This window comes from Ramlibacter tataouinensis (assembly GCF_027941915.1).
GTDB classification, from domain to species: Bacteria; Pseudomonadota; Gammaproteobacteria; order Burkholderiales; family Burkholderiaceae_C; genus Ramlibacter; species Ramlibacter tataouinensis_C.
Window position 1 is genome coordinate 809,275 of the sequence record NZ_CP116009.1, and the last position, 14,054, is coordinate 823,328.

Consider the following 14,054-nt stretch of genomic DNA (forward strand, 5'->3'; position numbering starts at 1 on the left):
TTCGCGCGGCGCCTGCCGAGGACGGTTACACGGGCCCCCGTCCGGCCCGGCGCGGTCCTAGGCTCGGGCATCGACCACAGGAGTTTCCCATGGCCACCATCGACGTCCGCACCGGCCAGGCACCGGCCGCCCACACGCGCGAGGAATTCGGCCGGCGCTTCCGGGCCCGCTTCTTCGACCCGGCCTTCCGCGCCGAGGACGAGGCGATCCGGCGGCTGGAGGCGATCGCCTGGGACGGCTACTGCGCCGCGCGCAAGTCGCCCGTGACGCGCAAGGCCGGCCCCGAGTTCAAGGACCCGGACTACGACCTGTCGGCCGAGTGGTACCACACGCGCAACCGCCTGCTCGCGGCGCAGCAGCGCTGGGCCGACCCGGCCACGCCCTCGCGCGTGCTGCTGGTCAACGGCGCCACCCGCAACGACGGCACCTGTCCCGGCGAGATGTCCAAGAGCTTCCGGCTGACTCGCCTGGCGCAGCAGGTCCTGGACGAGGCCGGCCTGCAGACCGAGCTGCTGGACCTGAGCCAGCTCGCCTCCGACTTCGACCGCCACATCCACCCGTGCAAGGGCTGCGTCTCGACCGCCATGCCACTGTGCCACTGGCCCTGCAGCTGCTACCCCAACCACGAACTGAGCCAGGTGAACGACTGGATGGCCGAGATCTACGAGCACTGGACCGGCGCGCACGGCGTGCTGCTGGTCACGCCGACGCACTGGTACACCATGTCCAGCCCGCTGAAGCTGATGATGGACCGGCTGGTCTGCGCCGACGGCGGCAACCCGGACCCCACCAGCACCGGCGGCAAAGACCCGGCGAAGGCCAAGCAGCTCGAGCTGGATGGCTGGCCCTATCCCAAGCACCTGGCCGGTCGCGCCTACGGCGTGGTGGTGCACGGCGACGTGGCCGGCATCGAGGGCACCCGGCGCGCGCTGTGCGACTGGCTGGACTGGATGGGCCTGATCGACGCCGGCCCGCAGGCCCGGCTGGACCGCTTCATCGGCTACTACGAACCCTATGCCACCAGCCACCAGGCGCTGGATCGCGACACCGACGTGCAGGAGGAAGTGCGCAACGTGGCGCGCGCGCTGGCCGAAGCGGTGAAGGAGTTGCGCGAGGGTCGGCTGAGCGCACCCGGCCGCGACTTGCCCTCGCCCAGGCCGAAGTAAGGCCACGTGAACGCACGGTGAACGAGCCTTTCAGCGCCGGTTCAGTGGCGCGGCGGCACACTCCGGTGCACAGTCGCCCTCGACTGCCGTCCATCCCAAGGAGATTCACCATGCAATCGACCGCCTTCGTCGCCTCGCTCGGCCTGCTCGCAGCCCTTGCCGGCAGCCCCGCGCTGGCCGGGGATCGCGACGCCGACCGAGGAGGCCCCGCGCCCCAGTCGGCGGGCGCCGGTACCGACCGCACCGCCAACCCGGGCATGCAGGCGGTGCCGCACGCCGCCGGACCCAGCGAACGGGCCCACGGCTGGCAATACTTCTCCGATCCCAAGGCGCAGCGCGCCGTCGTCATCAGCCCGCAAGGCGACTATTACTTCAGCCGCGGCAAGGGGCTGCGCTGGGTGGCCGCGGCGCAGTCGGACACCTGAGGGGCGCTGACCCGAAACGGCGGGCGGGAGTTGTCCTACCGCCGCTTCAGTACCCGCGCAGCGGGCCAGGGGCGACCTCCGACAGCACGGCCTGAAGGCGGCGCCTACCTTGGCAGCATCCTCACCCCCAGGAGAGCTGCCATGGACTCCAACCTCATGCTCGTGGTGCTGGTGATCCTCGCGCTGATCGCCCTCGCCCTGTTCTTCTATCAGCGCAAGACGCGTAGCGACCACCTGCGGCGCGATTTCGGCCCCGAATACAGCCGCGCCGTGCACGACCTCGGCAGCCGCGACAAGGCCGAAGCCGAGCTGCTCGCGCGCCGCAAGCGCGTGGAGGAGCTGGACATCGTGCCGCTCAGCCCGGCCGACGCCCAGCGGTTCAACCAGGCCTGGCGCTCGGTCCAGGCCCGCTTCGTCGACAACCCGCGCGGCTCGCTGGCCGAGGCCGACGTGCTGGTGCGCCAGCTGATGGAGACCCGCGGCTACCCGGTCGGCGACTTCGAGCGGCGTGCGGCCGACATCTCGGTGCACCACCCGCAGGTGGTCGACCACTACCGCGTCGCGCACGACCTGGCCGAGCGCGAACGCAGCGGCCAGGTCGACACCGAAGGCATGCGGCAGGCGGTGATCCACTACCGCGCCTTGTTCGCCGACCTGCTGCAGACCGAAGACCCGCGCGAGCCGCGCGGCCACCGCCACCCCGAAATGAGGAGCTCCGCATGAACCGCGACGAACAGCAACGCATGGGCACCGCCGACCTGGTCGCCGGCGCCGAACAGCAGGATCGGCAGGCCTGGGGCGAGCGGCAGCCGCCCGAAGCGGCAGACCGGGTGCGCCAGGCGCAGCAGGCACAGCAGGCCCCACGCCCGGGCGGCGGCGCCACGCCGCAGCAGATGGAGCAGCGCCAGCCCATGGACCGGCCTGCGTCCGCGCACACCCAGCCGCAGCATGGCCAGTCCCGGCACGAGCCGGTGCAGCACGGACAGCCGCCCCGTGGTGAAGGAATGCAGGGCACGGACCAACTCGCCGCCCTGTTCCCGCCCCAGGTCGCGGCCGACTTCCGCCAGCGCTGGGACCAGGTGCAGATCGGCTTCGTGGACGATCCGCGCCGGGCCGTGCAGCATGCCGACGAACTGGTGGCGCAGGTGATGAAGAGCCTGGCCGCCACGTTTGCCGAGCAGCGGACGAAGATCGAATCCAGCCTGGGCCGCGGCGAGCAGGCCGACACGGAAGACCTGCGGGTGGCCCTGCGCGGCTACCGCTCGTTCTTCCAGCGCTTGCTGTCGCTGTGACGGTGGCCGCGGGTCCCGGTTGACCGGCGCGCTGCTCGTTCGTTCAGGCGAGCAGCAGCCCCAGCAGCTTCCAGGCCCCCGCCGCCAGCAGCACGGCGCCCAGCCCCGCGGCCACGCGCTCGCCGCCGGGCGCCAGCTTTTCCAGCGCCACCAGCAGGGCGATGGCGGCGATCCACCACAGGTTCATCACGCCGCCGACGAACAGCAGGACCATCAGCGCCCAGCAGCACCCGAGGCACAGCAGGCCGTGCCGCAGCCCCATCACCCAGGCCCCACGCGCGCCCGGGCGCCACTCGCCCAGCAGGAATCCCACCGGCGTGCGGCAACGCGCCAGGCAGACCTTCTTCAGCGGCGAGAACTGGTAGGCGCCGGCCACCAGCAGCAACAGCACGTTGAGGGCGGCCGAGGTGCTGACGATCATCGGGTCCACCCAATGGGCCGCCTGCAGGAGCCATTGCAGGGCGGCCGCGGCGAGGCTGAAGAAGAACCAGACCGCCAGGTAGCCGCCGACGAAGGCGGCGGCGCGGACCGGCTCACCGCCGCGCAGGCTCAGGCGCGAGAAGGTGCTCACCATCGGCAGCGCGGCCGGCAGCATCATTGCGGCCATCATCACCGCCCACATGGCCGCGATCGCCAGCACGTTCGGTGCGCTCCAGTGCGGCGTGGCGGGCATGGTCAGCTGCACCAGCGGATGGCCCATGTCGAACGCCATCCAGCCCAGCACGGCCCAGCCGGCAACCGCCCCTGCCAACAGCATGCCCGTGCGCATCGTGGCCTCCTTTGCCGCGGCTTGCTCCGCGTGCTGCACACGATCAGCCGCGCACGGGTCGCTGTCAACTTGAAAGCGGGGGCGCGCGCGCCTAAGCTGGCACGTTCGCCGCCCATGATGCGGCGCCACCCCATCCGTCGCAGGCGGATGGCTTCGCAACCCTTCGGGAGACCGTGATGAGCTGGCAGATCTCGGGCGAATACATGGAAACCTGCAACTGCACGTTCCTGTGCCCCTGCATTTCCTCCAACCTGGCGGCGCGGCCGACCGAGGGGGACTGCAAGGCCGCGCTCGGGATGCGCATCGACCAGGGCGAGAAGGACGGCGTGCCGCTCGGCGGGCTGTCGTTCGTCCTCATGCTGCAGTCGCAGGGTCCGATGGGCGCCGGCAACATGACCGTGGGCCTGATCGTCGACGAGCGCGCCAGCGACCCGCAGGTCGAAGCCATCGGCGCCATCGCGTCCGGCCAGGTCGGCGGCCCGATGGCGGCGCTTGCACCGCTGGTAAGCCGGATGGCCGGGGTCGAGCGCAGCCCGATCCGCTTCGACATGGACGGCCTCACGCGCAGCCTGCGCGCCGGCGACCGGGTCGACCAGGCCTGCGAAGGCATCCCCGGCGCCACGGCGGACGAGGCCATCTGCCTGGACAACACCAACCACCCGGTCAACCCGCGTATCGCCATCGCCAAGGCGACGCGCAGCCGCTTCAGCGTCTTCGGCATCGACTGGGACGACAGCACCGGCACCCGCAACGGCCACTTCGCGCCGTTCGCCTGGTCGGGCTGAAGCACGTCGCGCGCCGACGCGGCGGCAAGCGCGCTACCCTGAGCCGCCCGCCTCGGCGGCGAGTTCGTGCACCAGCCGGCCCAGGGTGCGCAGCGCGCCTTCGAGCTGGCCGGGCGCCGGGTGCCCGTAGTTCAGCCGCACGAAATTGTGGAAGTGCGGCGCCGTCGAGAACAGGTGGCCGGGCGTCAGGCTGATCCGGCGCGCCAGGGCCAGCCGCTGCAGCTGCAGGCCATCCACGCCATCGGGCAGTTCAACCCACAGCAGGTAGCCGCCCTCGGGCCGGGTCACGCGCGTGCCGGCGGGAAAGTGGCGCTCGATCGCCTCCAGGGCCTGCGCCTGCCGCTCGGCCAGCGCGGCGCGCAGGCCGCGCAGGTGCTTGTCGTAGGCCGCGTGCAGCAGGTAGTCGAGCACCGCCACCTGCGAGGGTACGGCCACCGACAGGGTGCTCATCAGCTTGAGCCGCTCCACCTCGCGCGCGAAGCGGCCGGCCGCCGCCCAGCCGATGCGGTAGCCCGGCGCCAGGCACTTGGAGAACGAACTGCAGTGCATCACCAGGCCCTGGCGGTCGAAGGCCTTGGCCGGGGGCGGGCGGCGGGCGCCGAAGTACAGCTCGGCGTAGGCGTCGTCCTCGATCAGCGGCACGCCGTGCTGCGCCAGCAGCTCGACCAGCGCCTGCTTCTTGTCCACCGGCATCAGCGAGCCGGTGGGGTTCTGGAAATTGGGCATGAACCAGCAGGCCTTGATCGGGTGCCGCTCGAGCGCGTGCTGCAGCGAATCGAGCTGTACGCCGTCGCGCGGGTGGGTCGAGATCTCCACCGCCTTCAGCTGGTGCCACTCCAGCGCCTGCAGGCAGCCATAGAACGCGGGGGATTCGATCGCGACCACGTCGCCCGGCCGCGTCGCGACCCTCAGGCAGAGGTTGAGGGCCTCCATCGCCCCGTTGGTGACGATGACCTCGTCGGTGCCGACCGCGGTGCCGTTGGCCGCGTAGCGCAGGGCCAGCTGGCGGCGCAGCTCCTCGTTGCCGGGCGAGATGTCCTGCAGCAGCTCGTCGGGCTCCAGCCTGCGCATGGCCGAGGCGCCGGCGCGGGCCAGCCGATGCAGCGGGAACAGCCGCGGGCTGGGAAAGGCCGATCCCATCGGCACCACGTCGCGGTCGCGGATCGAACCGAGCGCCTCCTGCACCCGGTCGTACACCGCCACCGACGTCGATTCCTCGCGCGGCAGCGGCGCATGCGGCTCCGGGCTGCGGCGCCGCGGCGACTTCACGAAATAGCCCGACCGCGGCCGCGCCTCGATCAGGCCGCGCGATTCCAGCAGGTAGTACGCCTCGAACACCGTCGATGCGCTGACGCCGCGGCGGCTGACCGCCTCCCGCACCGAGGGCAGGCGGTCGCCGGGCGCCAGCGTTCCTGCGTCCACCAGCTCTTCGATGTCGCGGGCGAGTCGTTCGTACTTCTTCACGGCGCGATTCTCGGCCAAGGGCCGCGCTGATACGCCCGGATCAGCTGCATCTGAGCCTGCACGAAAGTCCGCCGGTATCTCCAGAATCGGAGGTTCCCATGCCGACCCTGCGCCCCCTGCTCCGTGCCCGTGCCGCCCTGGCGGCCAGCGCGATGACTTTTTCGCTCCTGGCCGCAGCTCCGGCCGAGGCCCTCACCGTTCCCGACACGATGGCGCAACGCATGGAGGCTTGCGTGGTCTGCCACGGCCAGCAGGGGCGGGCCACCAACCACGGCTACTTCCCGCGCATCGCCGGCAAACCGGCGGGTTATCTGTACAACCAGCTGGTCAACTTCCGCGAGGGCCGCCGCGAGAACGCGACGATGGCCTACCTGGTCGGCCACATGTCGGACGCCTACCTGCGCGAGATCGCCGCCTACTTCGCCGGCCTCGACCTGCCGTACCCGCCGCCCCAGACCACCGGCGCGCCGGCCGAGCAGCTGGCGCGCGGCGAGCAGCTGGTGCGCCACGGCGACCCCCAGCGCGGCATCCCGGCCTGCGCGCAATGCCACGGCACGGCGATGACGGGCGTGAACCCCGCCATGCCCGGCCTGCTGGGGCTGCCGCGCGACTACGTGCTGGCCCAGTTCGGCGCCTGGCGCACCGGCAAGCGGCGCGCGGCGCCACCCGACTGCATGGCGGAAGTCGCCCGGCGGCTGTCGGGCGACGATGTCAACGCGGCCGCCGCCTGGCTGTCGTCGCAGCCGGTCACGGCCGGCCCGGCGCCGGCCGGATCGCTGCCCGCCAAGCTGCCCTTGACCTGCGGGAGCGGCCTGCAATGAGCCGCGCGTCCCGCTGGCTGGCGGCGCTGGCCGCCGTCGCCCTGCTCCTGCTCGCGGCCGCGGCGGCGGTGGCCTGGCTGAACGTGCGCGGCGAGGCGCCGCTGGCGGACGCCGCCCCCGGCATTCCGGTCACGCCGCAGCGGCTGGAACGCGGCGCCTACCTGGCGCGTGCCGGCAACTGCGCGGCCTGCCACACCGATCGCGGCGGCCCGCCCTTCGCCGGCGGCAAGGGCATCGCCACGCCGTTCGGCACCGTGTACGCCGGCAACCTCACGCCCGATCCGGCCACCGGCATCGGCAACTGGAGCGCGGCGGAGTTCTGGCGTGCCATGCACCATGGCCGCTCCAAGGATGGCCGCCTGCTGTACCCGGCGTTCCCCTACACCGAGTTCACGCGCGTCACGCGCGAGGATTCGGATGCGCTGTATGCCTTCCTGCAAAGCCAGCCGGCCGTGCAGCGGCCCAACCGGCCGCACGACCTGCGCTTTCCGTACAACCAGCAGGCCGCACTGGCGGTCTGGCGCGCGCTGTTCTTCTCGCCGGCGAAATTCGAGCCCGATCCCGCCCAGTCGGCCGAGTGGAACCGGGGCGCCTACCTGGCGCGCGGCCTGGCCCACTGCCAGGCCTGCCACGCGCCGCGCAACGCCTTCGGCGCCACCGATTCGCGCATGGAACTCAGCGGCGGCCTGATCCCGATGCAGAACTGGTACGCGCCGTCGTTGGCATCGCCGGCCGAAGCCGGCGTGCAGGACTGGCCGGTGGAGGACATCGTGCAGCTGCTCAAGACCGGCAACTCGCCGCGCGGCGCGGCGATGGGGCCGATGGCCGAAGTGGTGTTCGGCAGCACCCAGCACCTGGCCGAGGCCGACCTGCGCGCCATGGCGACCTTCCTGCGGCAGCTGCCTCGGCACGAGGCGCCCGCGGTCGGCACCGCGCGCGCCACCACCGAGGTGCTGGAGCTGGGCGAGCGCCTGTACCGCAACAGCTGCGCGCAATGCCACGGGCCACGGGGGGAAGGCGCCGGCGCCGCCTACTCGGCGCTGGCGGGGAACCGCACGGTGACGATGGATTCCCATGCCAACCTGGTCCGCGTCATCCTCAGCGGGGGCTTCCCGCCCACCACCGGCGGCCAGCCGCGCCCGTTCGGCATGCCGCCGTTCGGCCAGACCCTGAACGATGCCGAAGTCGCGGCGCTCGCCAGCTACGTCCGCGGCGCCTGGGGCAACGCCGCCCCGGCGGTCTCGCCGCTGGACGTCCAGAAGCTCCGGTAGCGGTTAGAGAGCCGCGCGGGAAAGCGCGGCGCTACAGCAGGCCGAGCGAGCGCAGCCCGCCGACGGCGACCGGCACCAGCACCGCGGTGGCCATGCCGTTCAGGCCCATGCCGAGGGCGGCATAGGCGCCGGCCACCGGATGGTCCTGCAGTTCGCGGGCCATGCCGATGGCATGGGCCGTGAGGCCGACCGCGAAGCCGCGCGCCGCCGCGTCGCGGATGCGCAGCAGGTTCAGCAGGGGCCGCGCCAGCATCGTGCCGGCGATGCCGGTCAGCGCCACCGCCAGCGCGGCCAGCGCCGGCACGGCACCGATGCGCTCGGCCACCGGGATCGCCATCGGCATCGTGGCCGACTTCGGCGCCAGCGACAGCAGCACCGGCGGCGAAGCGCCCAGCGCCCAGCCGATCGCCAGCGCGGACACGATGGCCGTCAGCGAGCCGGCCAGCAGGGCCACGGCGACCGGTAGTCCGATCGCCCGCAGGCGGCCGGCCTGCTCGTACAGCGGAAGCGCCAGGGCCACGGTGGCCGGACCCAGCAGCCAGGTCAGCCCCGAGGTGGCGTCGGCATAGACCGGCCACGGCGTGCGCGAGAAGGCCAGCGCCGCGACCACCAGCAGGACCGCCGTCAGCACCGGCACCAGCAGCGGGTGGGCGCCGCTGCGCCGGTACAGCCAGGTCGCCGCGAGGTACGCCGCCAGCGTCAGCGGCAGCCACAGCAACGCCGCGCTCATGGCCGCTTGCCGCCGGTTCGCCGCAGCATCCAGTTGAGCGTCGCGGCGGTGACCGCCAGCGTGAGCGCCGCGCCGGCCACGCAGGCGAGCAGGAATGCCCACCCTTCGGACCGCACGCTCTCGACGTGCACCATCACGCCGGCCAGCGAAGGAATCAGCAGCAGCACCATGTGGCGCAGGAGCGATCCGCCCACGCGCCCCAGCGCCGCGGGGACCCTTCCGAGCAGGGCCAGCGCCGCGAACATCAGCAGCATGCCGACCAGCGCGCCCGGCACCGGCAGGCCCAGGCTGCGCACCACCCCCTCGCCCAGCAGGTACAGGCCGACCAGGGCGGCGATGGCGCTGGTCATCCCGGCCCGGCCGGCAGCGGGCGCGGCGGCAGGGCGTCCTGCGGGGAGGCGTCGGAACGGATGGCCGCCCGCACGACGTGCCACAGCCACATGGCCAGGCCGACGACGGCCCAGGCCGCCACCGCCCGGCCGGCGTGCAGCTGCTCGTCCGCCAGGTACACGCTGCACAGCTGCTGCGGCGCTTCCTGGTAGATCAGCCCGGCGCCCAGCGTCATCCAGAACCAGTTCAGGACGAAGAAGGCCTGGATGACGATGCCGGCGGCCGACCACGAGGCCTGCAGCAGCAGCCCCGCGGCGACCAGGCTGGCGACCTTGGCCGTGCCCACGGCCGGGTGCAGCACCGCGACGTCGAGCGCCGCCGGCAGCATCCAGAAGCCGGAAACGCAGGCGGCGAACAGCAGGCCGGGCAGGCCGTTGGCGTTCCAGGGCGCCAGGGCGCGGGCCAGGCCCGGGCCGGCGTAGGCGCCGGCCAGCCAGCCGGCGAGGACCAGGGCCGGCAGCTCCAGGCCCATGTGCCGCGCCATGGTCTGCTCCAGCCAGGGGTGCAGGCAGGCCAGGGCCGCGAGCAACGCGCCGGGGCCGGCGATCCGGGCCCAGGCCGGGAAGGAGTGCCGCGTCGTCACAGCAGCCCGGCGCGCCGCAGGTAGTCGGCCAGGGCGACATCGGGGCGGTCGATGTCGTAGGCGCGGCTCAAACGCCCGTCTTCGCCGACCAGGAACAGCGCCCCGTTGTGGGCGTAGCCGCCCAGGCCGTCGGGCAGGACCACCACGTCGAACAGGTCCAGCATGGGCTTCAGGTCGGCGCCGTCGCGCACGGTGGCGAAGCGCCACAGGGCCGGATCCGCGCCCAGCCGGCGCGCGTGGTCGGCCAGCACCGCCGGCGTGTCGCTGGCCGGGTCGAAGCTCAGGGTCAGCAGGCGCACCCGGTCGCCCAGGCCGCGGGCCTGGATCTCGCCCTGCAGCCAGGACTGGCCCGCGGCGGTGGTGAGGCAGATGGTCTGGCAGCGCACGTAGACCAGCGCCACGAAGGTGGCCGGCTGCGACGGCTGGCCGTAGTCGGCCAGCGAGAACGCCCGCCCGGCGGCATCCACCAGGCCGATCGGGGGCAAGGCGCGCGGCGTGCCCGCGAGGGCGGCCCGCCGCACGCCGTCGGAGGTGACGGCGGCGAAGCCGTGGGTGACGCCGGCGAACGCACACAGCGCCAGCACGGCGACCGTGAGGGTCGCAACCCCCGTGCGCCACCCGCGCGCCATGCTCAGGATCCCGAGGCGCCCACGAACTTCTGCAGTTCCCGGATGTCGGGCCAGGGTTCGGTGCGCCCTTCGGTCGCCTGGCGTGCCGCCTGCACCGCGGCCGCATCCACCGGCGCGCCGGTGTTGCCCCATTCGGCGCGCACGAAGCTCAGGACCGCGGCCAGCTCGGCGTCGTTCATCTGGCCGCCGAAGCCCGGCATGCTGCCGTTGTAGGTCGTCCCGGCCACTTCGATCGGGCCGTTCAGCCCGTGCAGCAGGATCTGCAGCGGGACCTCCACCGGGTCCTGCACCCATTCCGATTTCGCCAGCGGCGGGAACACGCCGGGCAGGCCCTGCCCGGTCGCCTGGTGGCAGGCCTGGCACTTGGCGACGTAGAGCTGGCGGCCATCGACCGCCACGTTCGAGGCGGGCGCCGCGCCCTGGGCCAGGGTGGCCGGCACGCGCCGGTCGCCGAGTCCGGCCAGGCCGTCCGGCCGCGCGGTCACGATGTAGGCGATGGCCCAGACCACCAGTCCGATCGCCAGCCCCAGCACCACCCGCGGCACCGGGTTGTACTGCTCGTGCGGATCGGCGTGTTCGCTGTCACGAGTTTGTTTCGGGCGCTGCATCGCTTCCTCCTCGGTCATCGGCATTGGATGGGGCGGGCGCAGCCCCGGCCGGCTTCGCCTCGCCCGGCAGCAGCCTGGCGGCCGCTTCGGCCTGGGCCGGCGTGAGGACCGGGTACTCCCGCTTCAGGCCCTGCAGGTAGGCGACCAGGTCCAGCGCCTCGGGCTTGGCGACCACCGCCTTGCCGGCGGGCACCGTGCCGGGCGGCAGCACCACCACCCGTTCGCCCTTGACCACCGCGGCCTCGTCCTTGACTTCGAACAGGAAGCCGTAGGCCGGCATGGTGCTGCCGGCGACGTAGGCGCGCGGCTGGAACAGGTGGCCCAGGTGCCAGTCGGCGCTCGGTTGCCGCACGCCGATGTTGAACAGGTCGGGGCCGGTGCGCATGGTGCCCAGCAGCGGCGGCTGGTCGTAGTGGTAGTCGCCGGCCACCGAGGGCCGGCCCCAGCCGCGGGCGGCATCGGCGATGCCGGCGCCGGTGGAGCTGGGCTGCTGCGTGTGGCAGGCGATGCAGCCGTTGGCCATGTAGACCTGGCGGCCGCGCAGCTCCTGGCTGGTGTAGGGCTTGAGTGCCGGCGGCGGCGGCACGTCCTTGAGCTGCAGGAACGGCACCACGATCATCGCGGCGGTGGCCAGCGAGAGCGTGACCATGGCCCCGCTGACAAGCTTGATTTCGTTTTCCATGGTGTCAGGCCCTCGCCAGTGCGGCGGTTGCGCGGTCGGGCCGGGTCAGCACGCCCGAGCGCACGGTCATCAGCAGCACGTGCCAGGCGAAGACGCAGTGGCCCAGCGTCATCAGCGCGCCGCCGATCGAGCGGCCCTGCAGCCAGGGCAGCGTGACCGCGACCGAGTCCATGAACGGCCGCGCCGGGTCGAGCAGCACCAGGCCTTGCAGGATGCCGCCGATGCTCAGGGTGACCATGTAGACCGCGAAGCCGGCCACCACCAGCCAGAAATGCAGGTTGATCAGCGCGGGCTTCGGCCACGGGATGTCCAGGATGCGCGGCAGCGCGAAGTAGGCCCCGCCGAAGATCACCATCGACACGAAGCCGTACATGCCCAGGTGCGCGTGCGCCACGGTGAAGTGGGTGAAGTGCGTCACCGCGTTGACCGAGCGCAGCGCCTCCATCGAGCCCTGCAGCGAGGCCAGCGTGTACATCATGGCGCCGAAGGCGATGAAGCGCAGCACGTAGGAGTGCTTCAGCGCGCTGAAGTGGCCCTTGAGCGTGAGGTGCTGGTTGACCGAGAACGCGACGACCGGAATGATCATCATCACGCTCTGCACGATCGACAGGGTGATCAGCCACTCGGGGATCGGGCCGCCGATCAGGTGGTGGGCGCCGACCTGGCCATAGAAGAACGCCAGCGTCCAGAACCCCAGCAGCGACAGGTTGTACGAGCGCACCGGGCGGCCGATCACCTTGGGCAGGAAGTAGTAGACGCAGGCCAGCGACAGCGGCGTGAAGAACAGCCCCAGCACGTTGTGGCCGAACCACCAGTTCATGGTCGCCTGCTCCACGCCGAAGTGCACCCCGGGGATCTTGGCGACGATGTACAGCGTCGGGAACCAGAACAGCGCGGCGCCCATGTACCAGACCGACACGTACAGGTGGTGGACCTTGCGCCGCTGCAGCATGAAGGCCATGGGCAGGCCGATCAGCATGCCGCCGATGGCGAACAGCAGGCCGACCTGCCAGGGGATCTCCAGCCATTCCATGCCGGCGTTGATGCCGATGGCGATGCCGCCCAGCCCGGCCACCAGGCCGGCGTTCCAGATCACCGCGCCGACGATCACCAGCCGGCTGCCCACGAACGGCGTCTTGAGCAGGCGCGGCAGCATCCAGGTGGCCAGCCCCAGCAGCCCCATCGGCGCCCAGCCGTAGGCGACCGCGTTCAGGTGGATGGTGCGCAGCCGGCCCAGCGTCAGCCAGGCCTGGTCGGTCAGCAGGTCGGGCCAGTGCAGCTTCAGCGAGCTCAAAAGGCCCGCCGCCGAGGCCACGATCAGCCAGACGGCCGCAGCCCCCAGCAGCACGAAGGCCGGAAAGGCACTGGAGCGGTCCGCCGCCTCGCGCGCGGCGAGCTCGCCCGCATCGATGCCGGCGGCCGGCTCGGCGTGGGCGGCGACGACCTGCTCCAGACCGCGCTGCTGGGCGGCGCTGGCCGTGGGCTCTTCGGGCTGGCCGACTTCGCCGGGGGAAAAGATGGTGCGTGCGCCGCTCGACTCCGCGTCGAAAAGTCCCTTGCGCAGCGACCAGATGAAGGCGAACAGACCCGCGATGGACAGCAGGAACGTCGCCAGCAACAGGGCGGTGGGATTCATGACTCTCTCTGGCCTTCCCGGGGACGGGACGGAACGGGGCCGATCCTAGGGATAACCCGGAGTCTTTTGAATCACCAGTCGCGCGAAAAACTTACGGATCAGTTGGCCGCCGGGCGGCTCAGGCGCACCACAGGGCGATCCGGTGCGCCAGGTCCATCCACAGGGCCCAGCCGGCGGCGCCGGCCAGCAGCAGGCCGGCGGCGCGGGTGCCCCAGTCCTGGCGCAACTTGTTACCAGCCTGTTTCAGCCGGGCGAACAGCCAGGGGCCGAACAGCAGGCCGGTGGAGCTGGCAGCGCCGAACAGCGCCATCGAGACCGCGCCTTCCAGCGGCCCGCCACTGAGTGAGGCCACCAGCAGCGCCGACCACAGCAGCCCGCAGGGCAGGAAGATCCACAGCGCGCCGGCGGTGAACAGGCCGCCGCTGCGCTGCGCCATCGGCCGGATGCGCGTCCAGGCGCTGCGCCCGGCGCTGCTCACCCACACCGGCTGGCGCGCCAGCACCACCAGCGACAGGGCCCAGGCCAGCACGACCAGGTGGAACAGGGTCCAGGCCGGCCGCAGCAAGGCGGTGGCCTGGGTGAGGGCGCCGAAGGCCTGGACCGCCCCGGCCGCCAGCGCACCGGCGGCGGCGTAGCCGGCCAGCCGCCCGCCCTGGAACAGCCAGCGCGAGCGCGGCGAGCGCGCGGCCGACGTGAGGCCGCCGCAGGCGGCACCGCACATGGCCGCGCAGTGCGGCGCGCCGGCGATGCCCATCAGCAGCGCGGTCGTGGCGAGGGTGGCGGTGATCACGAAACTGCTTCGC

General features: G+C 72.4%; 17 protein-coding genes. 7 read left to right on the plus strand and 10 right to left on the minus strand.

What is annotated here, in order from left to right; translation table 11 throughout:
• Positions 1–89 precede the first annotated feature (89 nt).
• The 4 genes from PE066_RS03675 to PE066_RS03690 all read left to right on the plus strand — a co-directional run bounded on the left by PE066_RS03675 (position 90) and on the right by PE066_RS03690 (position 2,883).
• Positions 90–1,166: a flavodoxin family protein gene (locus PE066_RS03675; RefSeq protein ID WP_271235213.1), complete on the plus strand. Its 1,077-nt coding sequence runs from the start codon at positions 90–92 to the stop codon at positions 1,164–1,166.
• Positions 1,167–1,276: 110 nt separating this feature from the next.
• Positions 1,277–1,591, plus strand: a complete 315-nt coding sequence (locus PE066_RS03680; RefSeq protein WP_271235214.1) for a hypothetical protein — start codon at positions 1,277–1,279, stop codon at positions 1,589–1,591.
• 141 nt (positions 1,592–1,732) lie between these two features.
• Positions 1,733–2,314 (plus strand): hypothetical protein, encoded by a 582-nt coding sequence (locus tag PE066_RS03685; protein ID WP_271235215.1) that lies wholly within the window; start codon positions 1,733–1,735, stop codon positions 2,312–2,314.
• Positions 2,311–2,883, plus strand: coding sequence for a hypothetical protein (locus PE066_RS03690; RefSeq protein WP_271235216.1), 573 nt, complete (start codon positions 2,311–2,313; stop codon positions 2,881–2,883). The genes PE066_RS03685 and PE066_RS03690 overlap by 4 nt, the downstream gene beginning before the upstream one ends.
• Before the next feature lie 43 nt (positions 2,884–2,926).
• On the opposite strand, the gene PE066_RS03695 is transcribed toward PE066_RS03690, so the two are convergent.
• Entirely contained in the window at positions 2,927–3,652 is a 726-nt protein-coding gene (locus PE066_RS03695; protein ID WP_271235217.1) for a DUF2182 domain-containing protein, read from the minus strand.
• Between the two features lie 176 nt (positions 3,653–3,828).
• Between PE066_RS03695 and PE066_RS03700 the strand changes: the two genes are divergently transcribed.
• Complete coding sequence (locus PE066_RS03700) at positions 3,829–4,437, plus strand: DUF1326 domain-containing protein (RefSeq protein WP_271235218.1); 609 nt, start codon at positions 3,829–3,831, stop codon at positions 4,435–4,437.
• A 33-nt stretch (positions 4,438–4,470) separates the two neighbouring features.
• Here PE066_RS03700 and PE066_RS03705 read toward each other — a convergent pair whose 3' ends face one another.
• Positions 4,471–5,901 (minus strand): aminotransferase-like domain-containing protein, encoded by a 1,431-nt coding sequence (locus tag PE066_RS03705; protein WP_271235219.1) that lies wholly within the window; start codon positions 5,899–5,901, stop codon positions 4,471–4,473.
• A gap of 98 nt (positions 5,902–5,999) precedes the next feature.
• Between PE066_RS03705 and PE066_RS03710 the strand changes: the two genes are divergently transcribed.
• Positions 6,000–6,722 carry a c-type cytochrome gene (locus PE066_RS03710; protein ID WP_440480571.1) on the plus strand — a complete coding sequence of 241 codons (723 nt, stop codon included), beginning with the start codon at positions 6,000–6,002 and terminating at the stop codon, positions 6,720–6,722.
• A complete protein-coding gene (locus PE066_RS03715; protein WP_271235220.1) occupies positions 6,719–7,993 on the plus strand; it encodes a c-type cytochrome in 1,275 nt (424 codons plus the stop codon). Before PE066_RS03710 ends, PE066_RS03715 begins: the two co-directional genes overlap by 4 nt.
• A gap of 31 nt (positions 7,994–8,024) precedes the next feature.
• Here PE066_RS03715 and PE066_RS03720 read toward each other — a convergent pair whose 3' ends face one another.
• From PE066_RS03720 to PE066_RS03755, 8 genes are all read right to left on the minus strand, one after another.
• The gene (locus tag PE066_RS03720; protein ID WP_271235221.1) at positions 8,025–8,723 is read right to left on the minus strand and encodes an LrgB family protein; all 699 of its coding nucleotides are present in this window, start codon (positions 8,721–8,723) and stop codon (positions 8,025–8,027) included.
• A complete protein-coding gene (locus PE066_RS03725; protein WP_271235222.1) occupies positions 8,720–9,073 on the minus strand; it encodes a CidA/LrgA family protein in 354 nt (117 codons plus the stop codon). The genes PE066_RS03720 and PE066_RS03725 overlap by 4 nt, the downstream gene beginning before the upstream one ends.
• The gene (locus PE066_RS03730) at positions 9,070–9,696 is read right to left on the minus strand and encodes a hypothetical protein (RefSeq protein WP_271235223.1); all 627 of its coding nucleotides are present in this window, start codon (positions 9,694–9,696) and stop codon (positions 9,070–9,072) included. The genes PE066_RS03725 and PE066_RS03730 overlap by 4 nt, the downstream gene beginning before the upstream one ends.
• Positions 9,693–10,325 carry an SCO family protein gene (locus PE066_RS03735; RefSeq protein ID WP_271235224.1) on the minus strand — a complete coding sequence of 211 codons (633 nt, stop codon included), beginning with the start codon at positions 10,323–10,325 and terminating at the stop codon, positions 9,693–9,695. The genes PE066_RS03730 and PE066_RS03735 overlap by 4 nt, the downstream gene beginning before the upstream one ends.
• Before the next feature lie 2 nt (positions 10,326–10,327).
• Positions 10,328–10,933, minus strand: coding sequence for a c-type cytochrome (locus PE066_RS03740; protein WP_271235225.1), 606 nt, complete (start codon positions 10,931–10,933; stop codon positions 10,328–10,330).
• Positions 10,908–11,615, minus strand: coding sequence for a cbb3-type cytochrome c oxidase subunit II (locus PE066_RS03745; protein WP_271235226.1), 708 nt, complete (start codon positions 11,613–11,615; stop codon positions 10,908–10,910). Before PE066_RS03745 ends, PE066_RS03740 begins: the two co-directional genes overlap by 26 nt.
• A 4-nt stretch (positions 11,616–11,619) precedes the next feature.
• Complete coding sequence (locus tag PE066_RS03750) at positions 11,620–13,251, minus strand: cbb3-type cytochrome c oxidase subunit I (RefSeq protein ID WP_271235227.1); 1,632 nt, start codon at positions 13,249–13,251, stop codon at positions 11,620–11,622.
• Between the two features lie 118 nt (positions 13,252–13,369).
• A complete protein-coding gene (locus PE066_RS03755; protein ID WP_271236497.1) occupies positions 13,370–14,038 on the minus strand; it encodes a sulfite exporter TauE/SafE family protein in 669 nt (222 codons plus the stop codon).
• Positions 14,039–14,054: the final 16 nt, after the last annotated feature.

Coding starts and splice junctions, on each gene's coding strand:
- PE066_RS03685 (WP_271235215.1), top strand. CDS start 1,733: ATGGACTCCAACCTCATGCTCGTGGTGCTGGTGATCCTCGCGCTGATC.
- PE066_RS03710 (WP_440480571.1), top strand. CDS start 6,000: ATGCCGACCCTGCGCCCCCTGCTCCGTGCCCGTGCCGCCCTGGCGGCC.
- PE066_RS03745 (WP_271235226.1), bottom strand. CDS start 11,615: ATGGAAAACGAAATCAAGCTTGTCAGCGGGGCCATGGTCACGCTCTCG.
- PE066_RS03695 (WP_271235217.1), bottom strand. CDS start 3,652: ATGCGCACGGGCATGCTGTTGGCAGGGGCGGTTGCCGGCTGGGCCGTG.
- PE066_RS03690 (WP_271235216.1), top strand. CDS start 2,311: ATGAACCGCGACGAACAGCAACGCATGGGCACCGCCGACCTGGTCGCC.
- PE066_RS03675 (WP_271235213.1), top strand. CDS start 90: ATGGCCACCATCGACGTCCGCACCGGCCAGGCACCGGCCGCCCACACG.
- PE066_RS03680 (WP_271235214.1), top strand. CDS start 1,277: ATGCAATCGACCGCCTTCGTCGCCTCGCTCGGCCTGCTCGCAGCCCTT.
- PE066_RS03735 (WP_271235224.1), bottom strand. CDS start 10,325: ATGGCGCGCGGGTGGCGCACGGGGGTTGCGACCCTCACGGTCGCCGTG.
- PE066_RS03700 (WP_271235218.1), top strand. CDS start 3,829: ATGAGCTGGCAGATCTCGGGCGAATACATGGAAACCTGCAACTGCACG.
- PE066_RS03715 (WP_271235220.1), top strand. CDS start 6,719: ATGAGCCGCGCGTCCCGCTGGCTGGCGGCGCTGGCCGCCGTCGCCCTG.
- PE066_RS03750 (WP_271235227.1), bottom strand. CDS start 13,251: ATGAATCCCACCGCCCTGTTGCTGGCGACGTTCCTGCTGTCCATCGCG.
- PE066_RS03720 (WP_271235221.1), bottom strand. CDS start 8,723: ATGAGCGCGGCGTTGCTGTGGCTGCCGCTGACGCTGGCGGCGTACCTC.
- PE066_RS03725 (WP_271235222.1), bottom strand. CDS start 9,073: ATGACCAGCGCCATCGCCGCCCTGGTCGGCCTGTACCTGCTGGGCGAG.
- PE066_RS03740 (WP_271235225.1), bottom strand. CDS start 10,933: ATGCAGCGCCCGAAACAAACTCGTGACAGCGAACACGCCGATCCGCAC.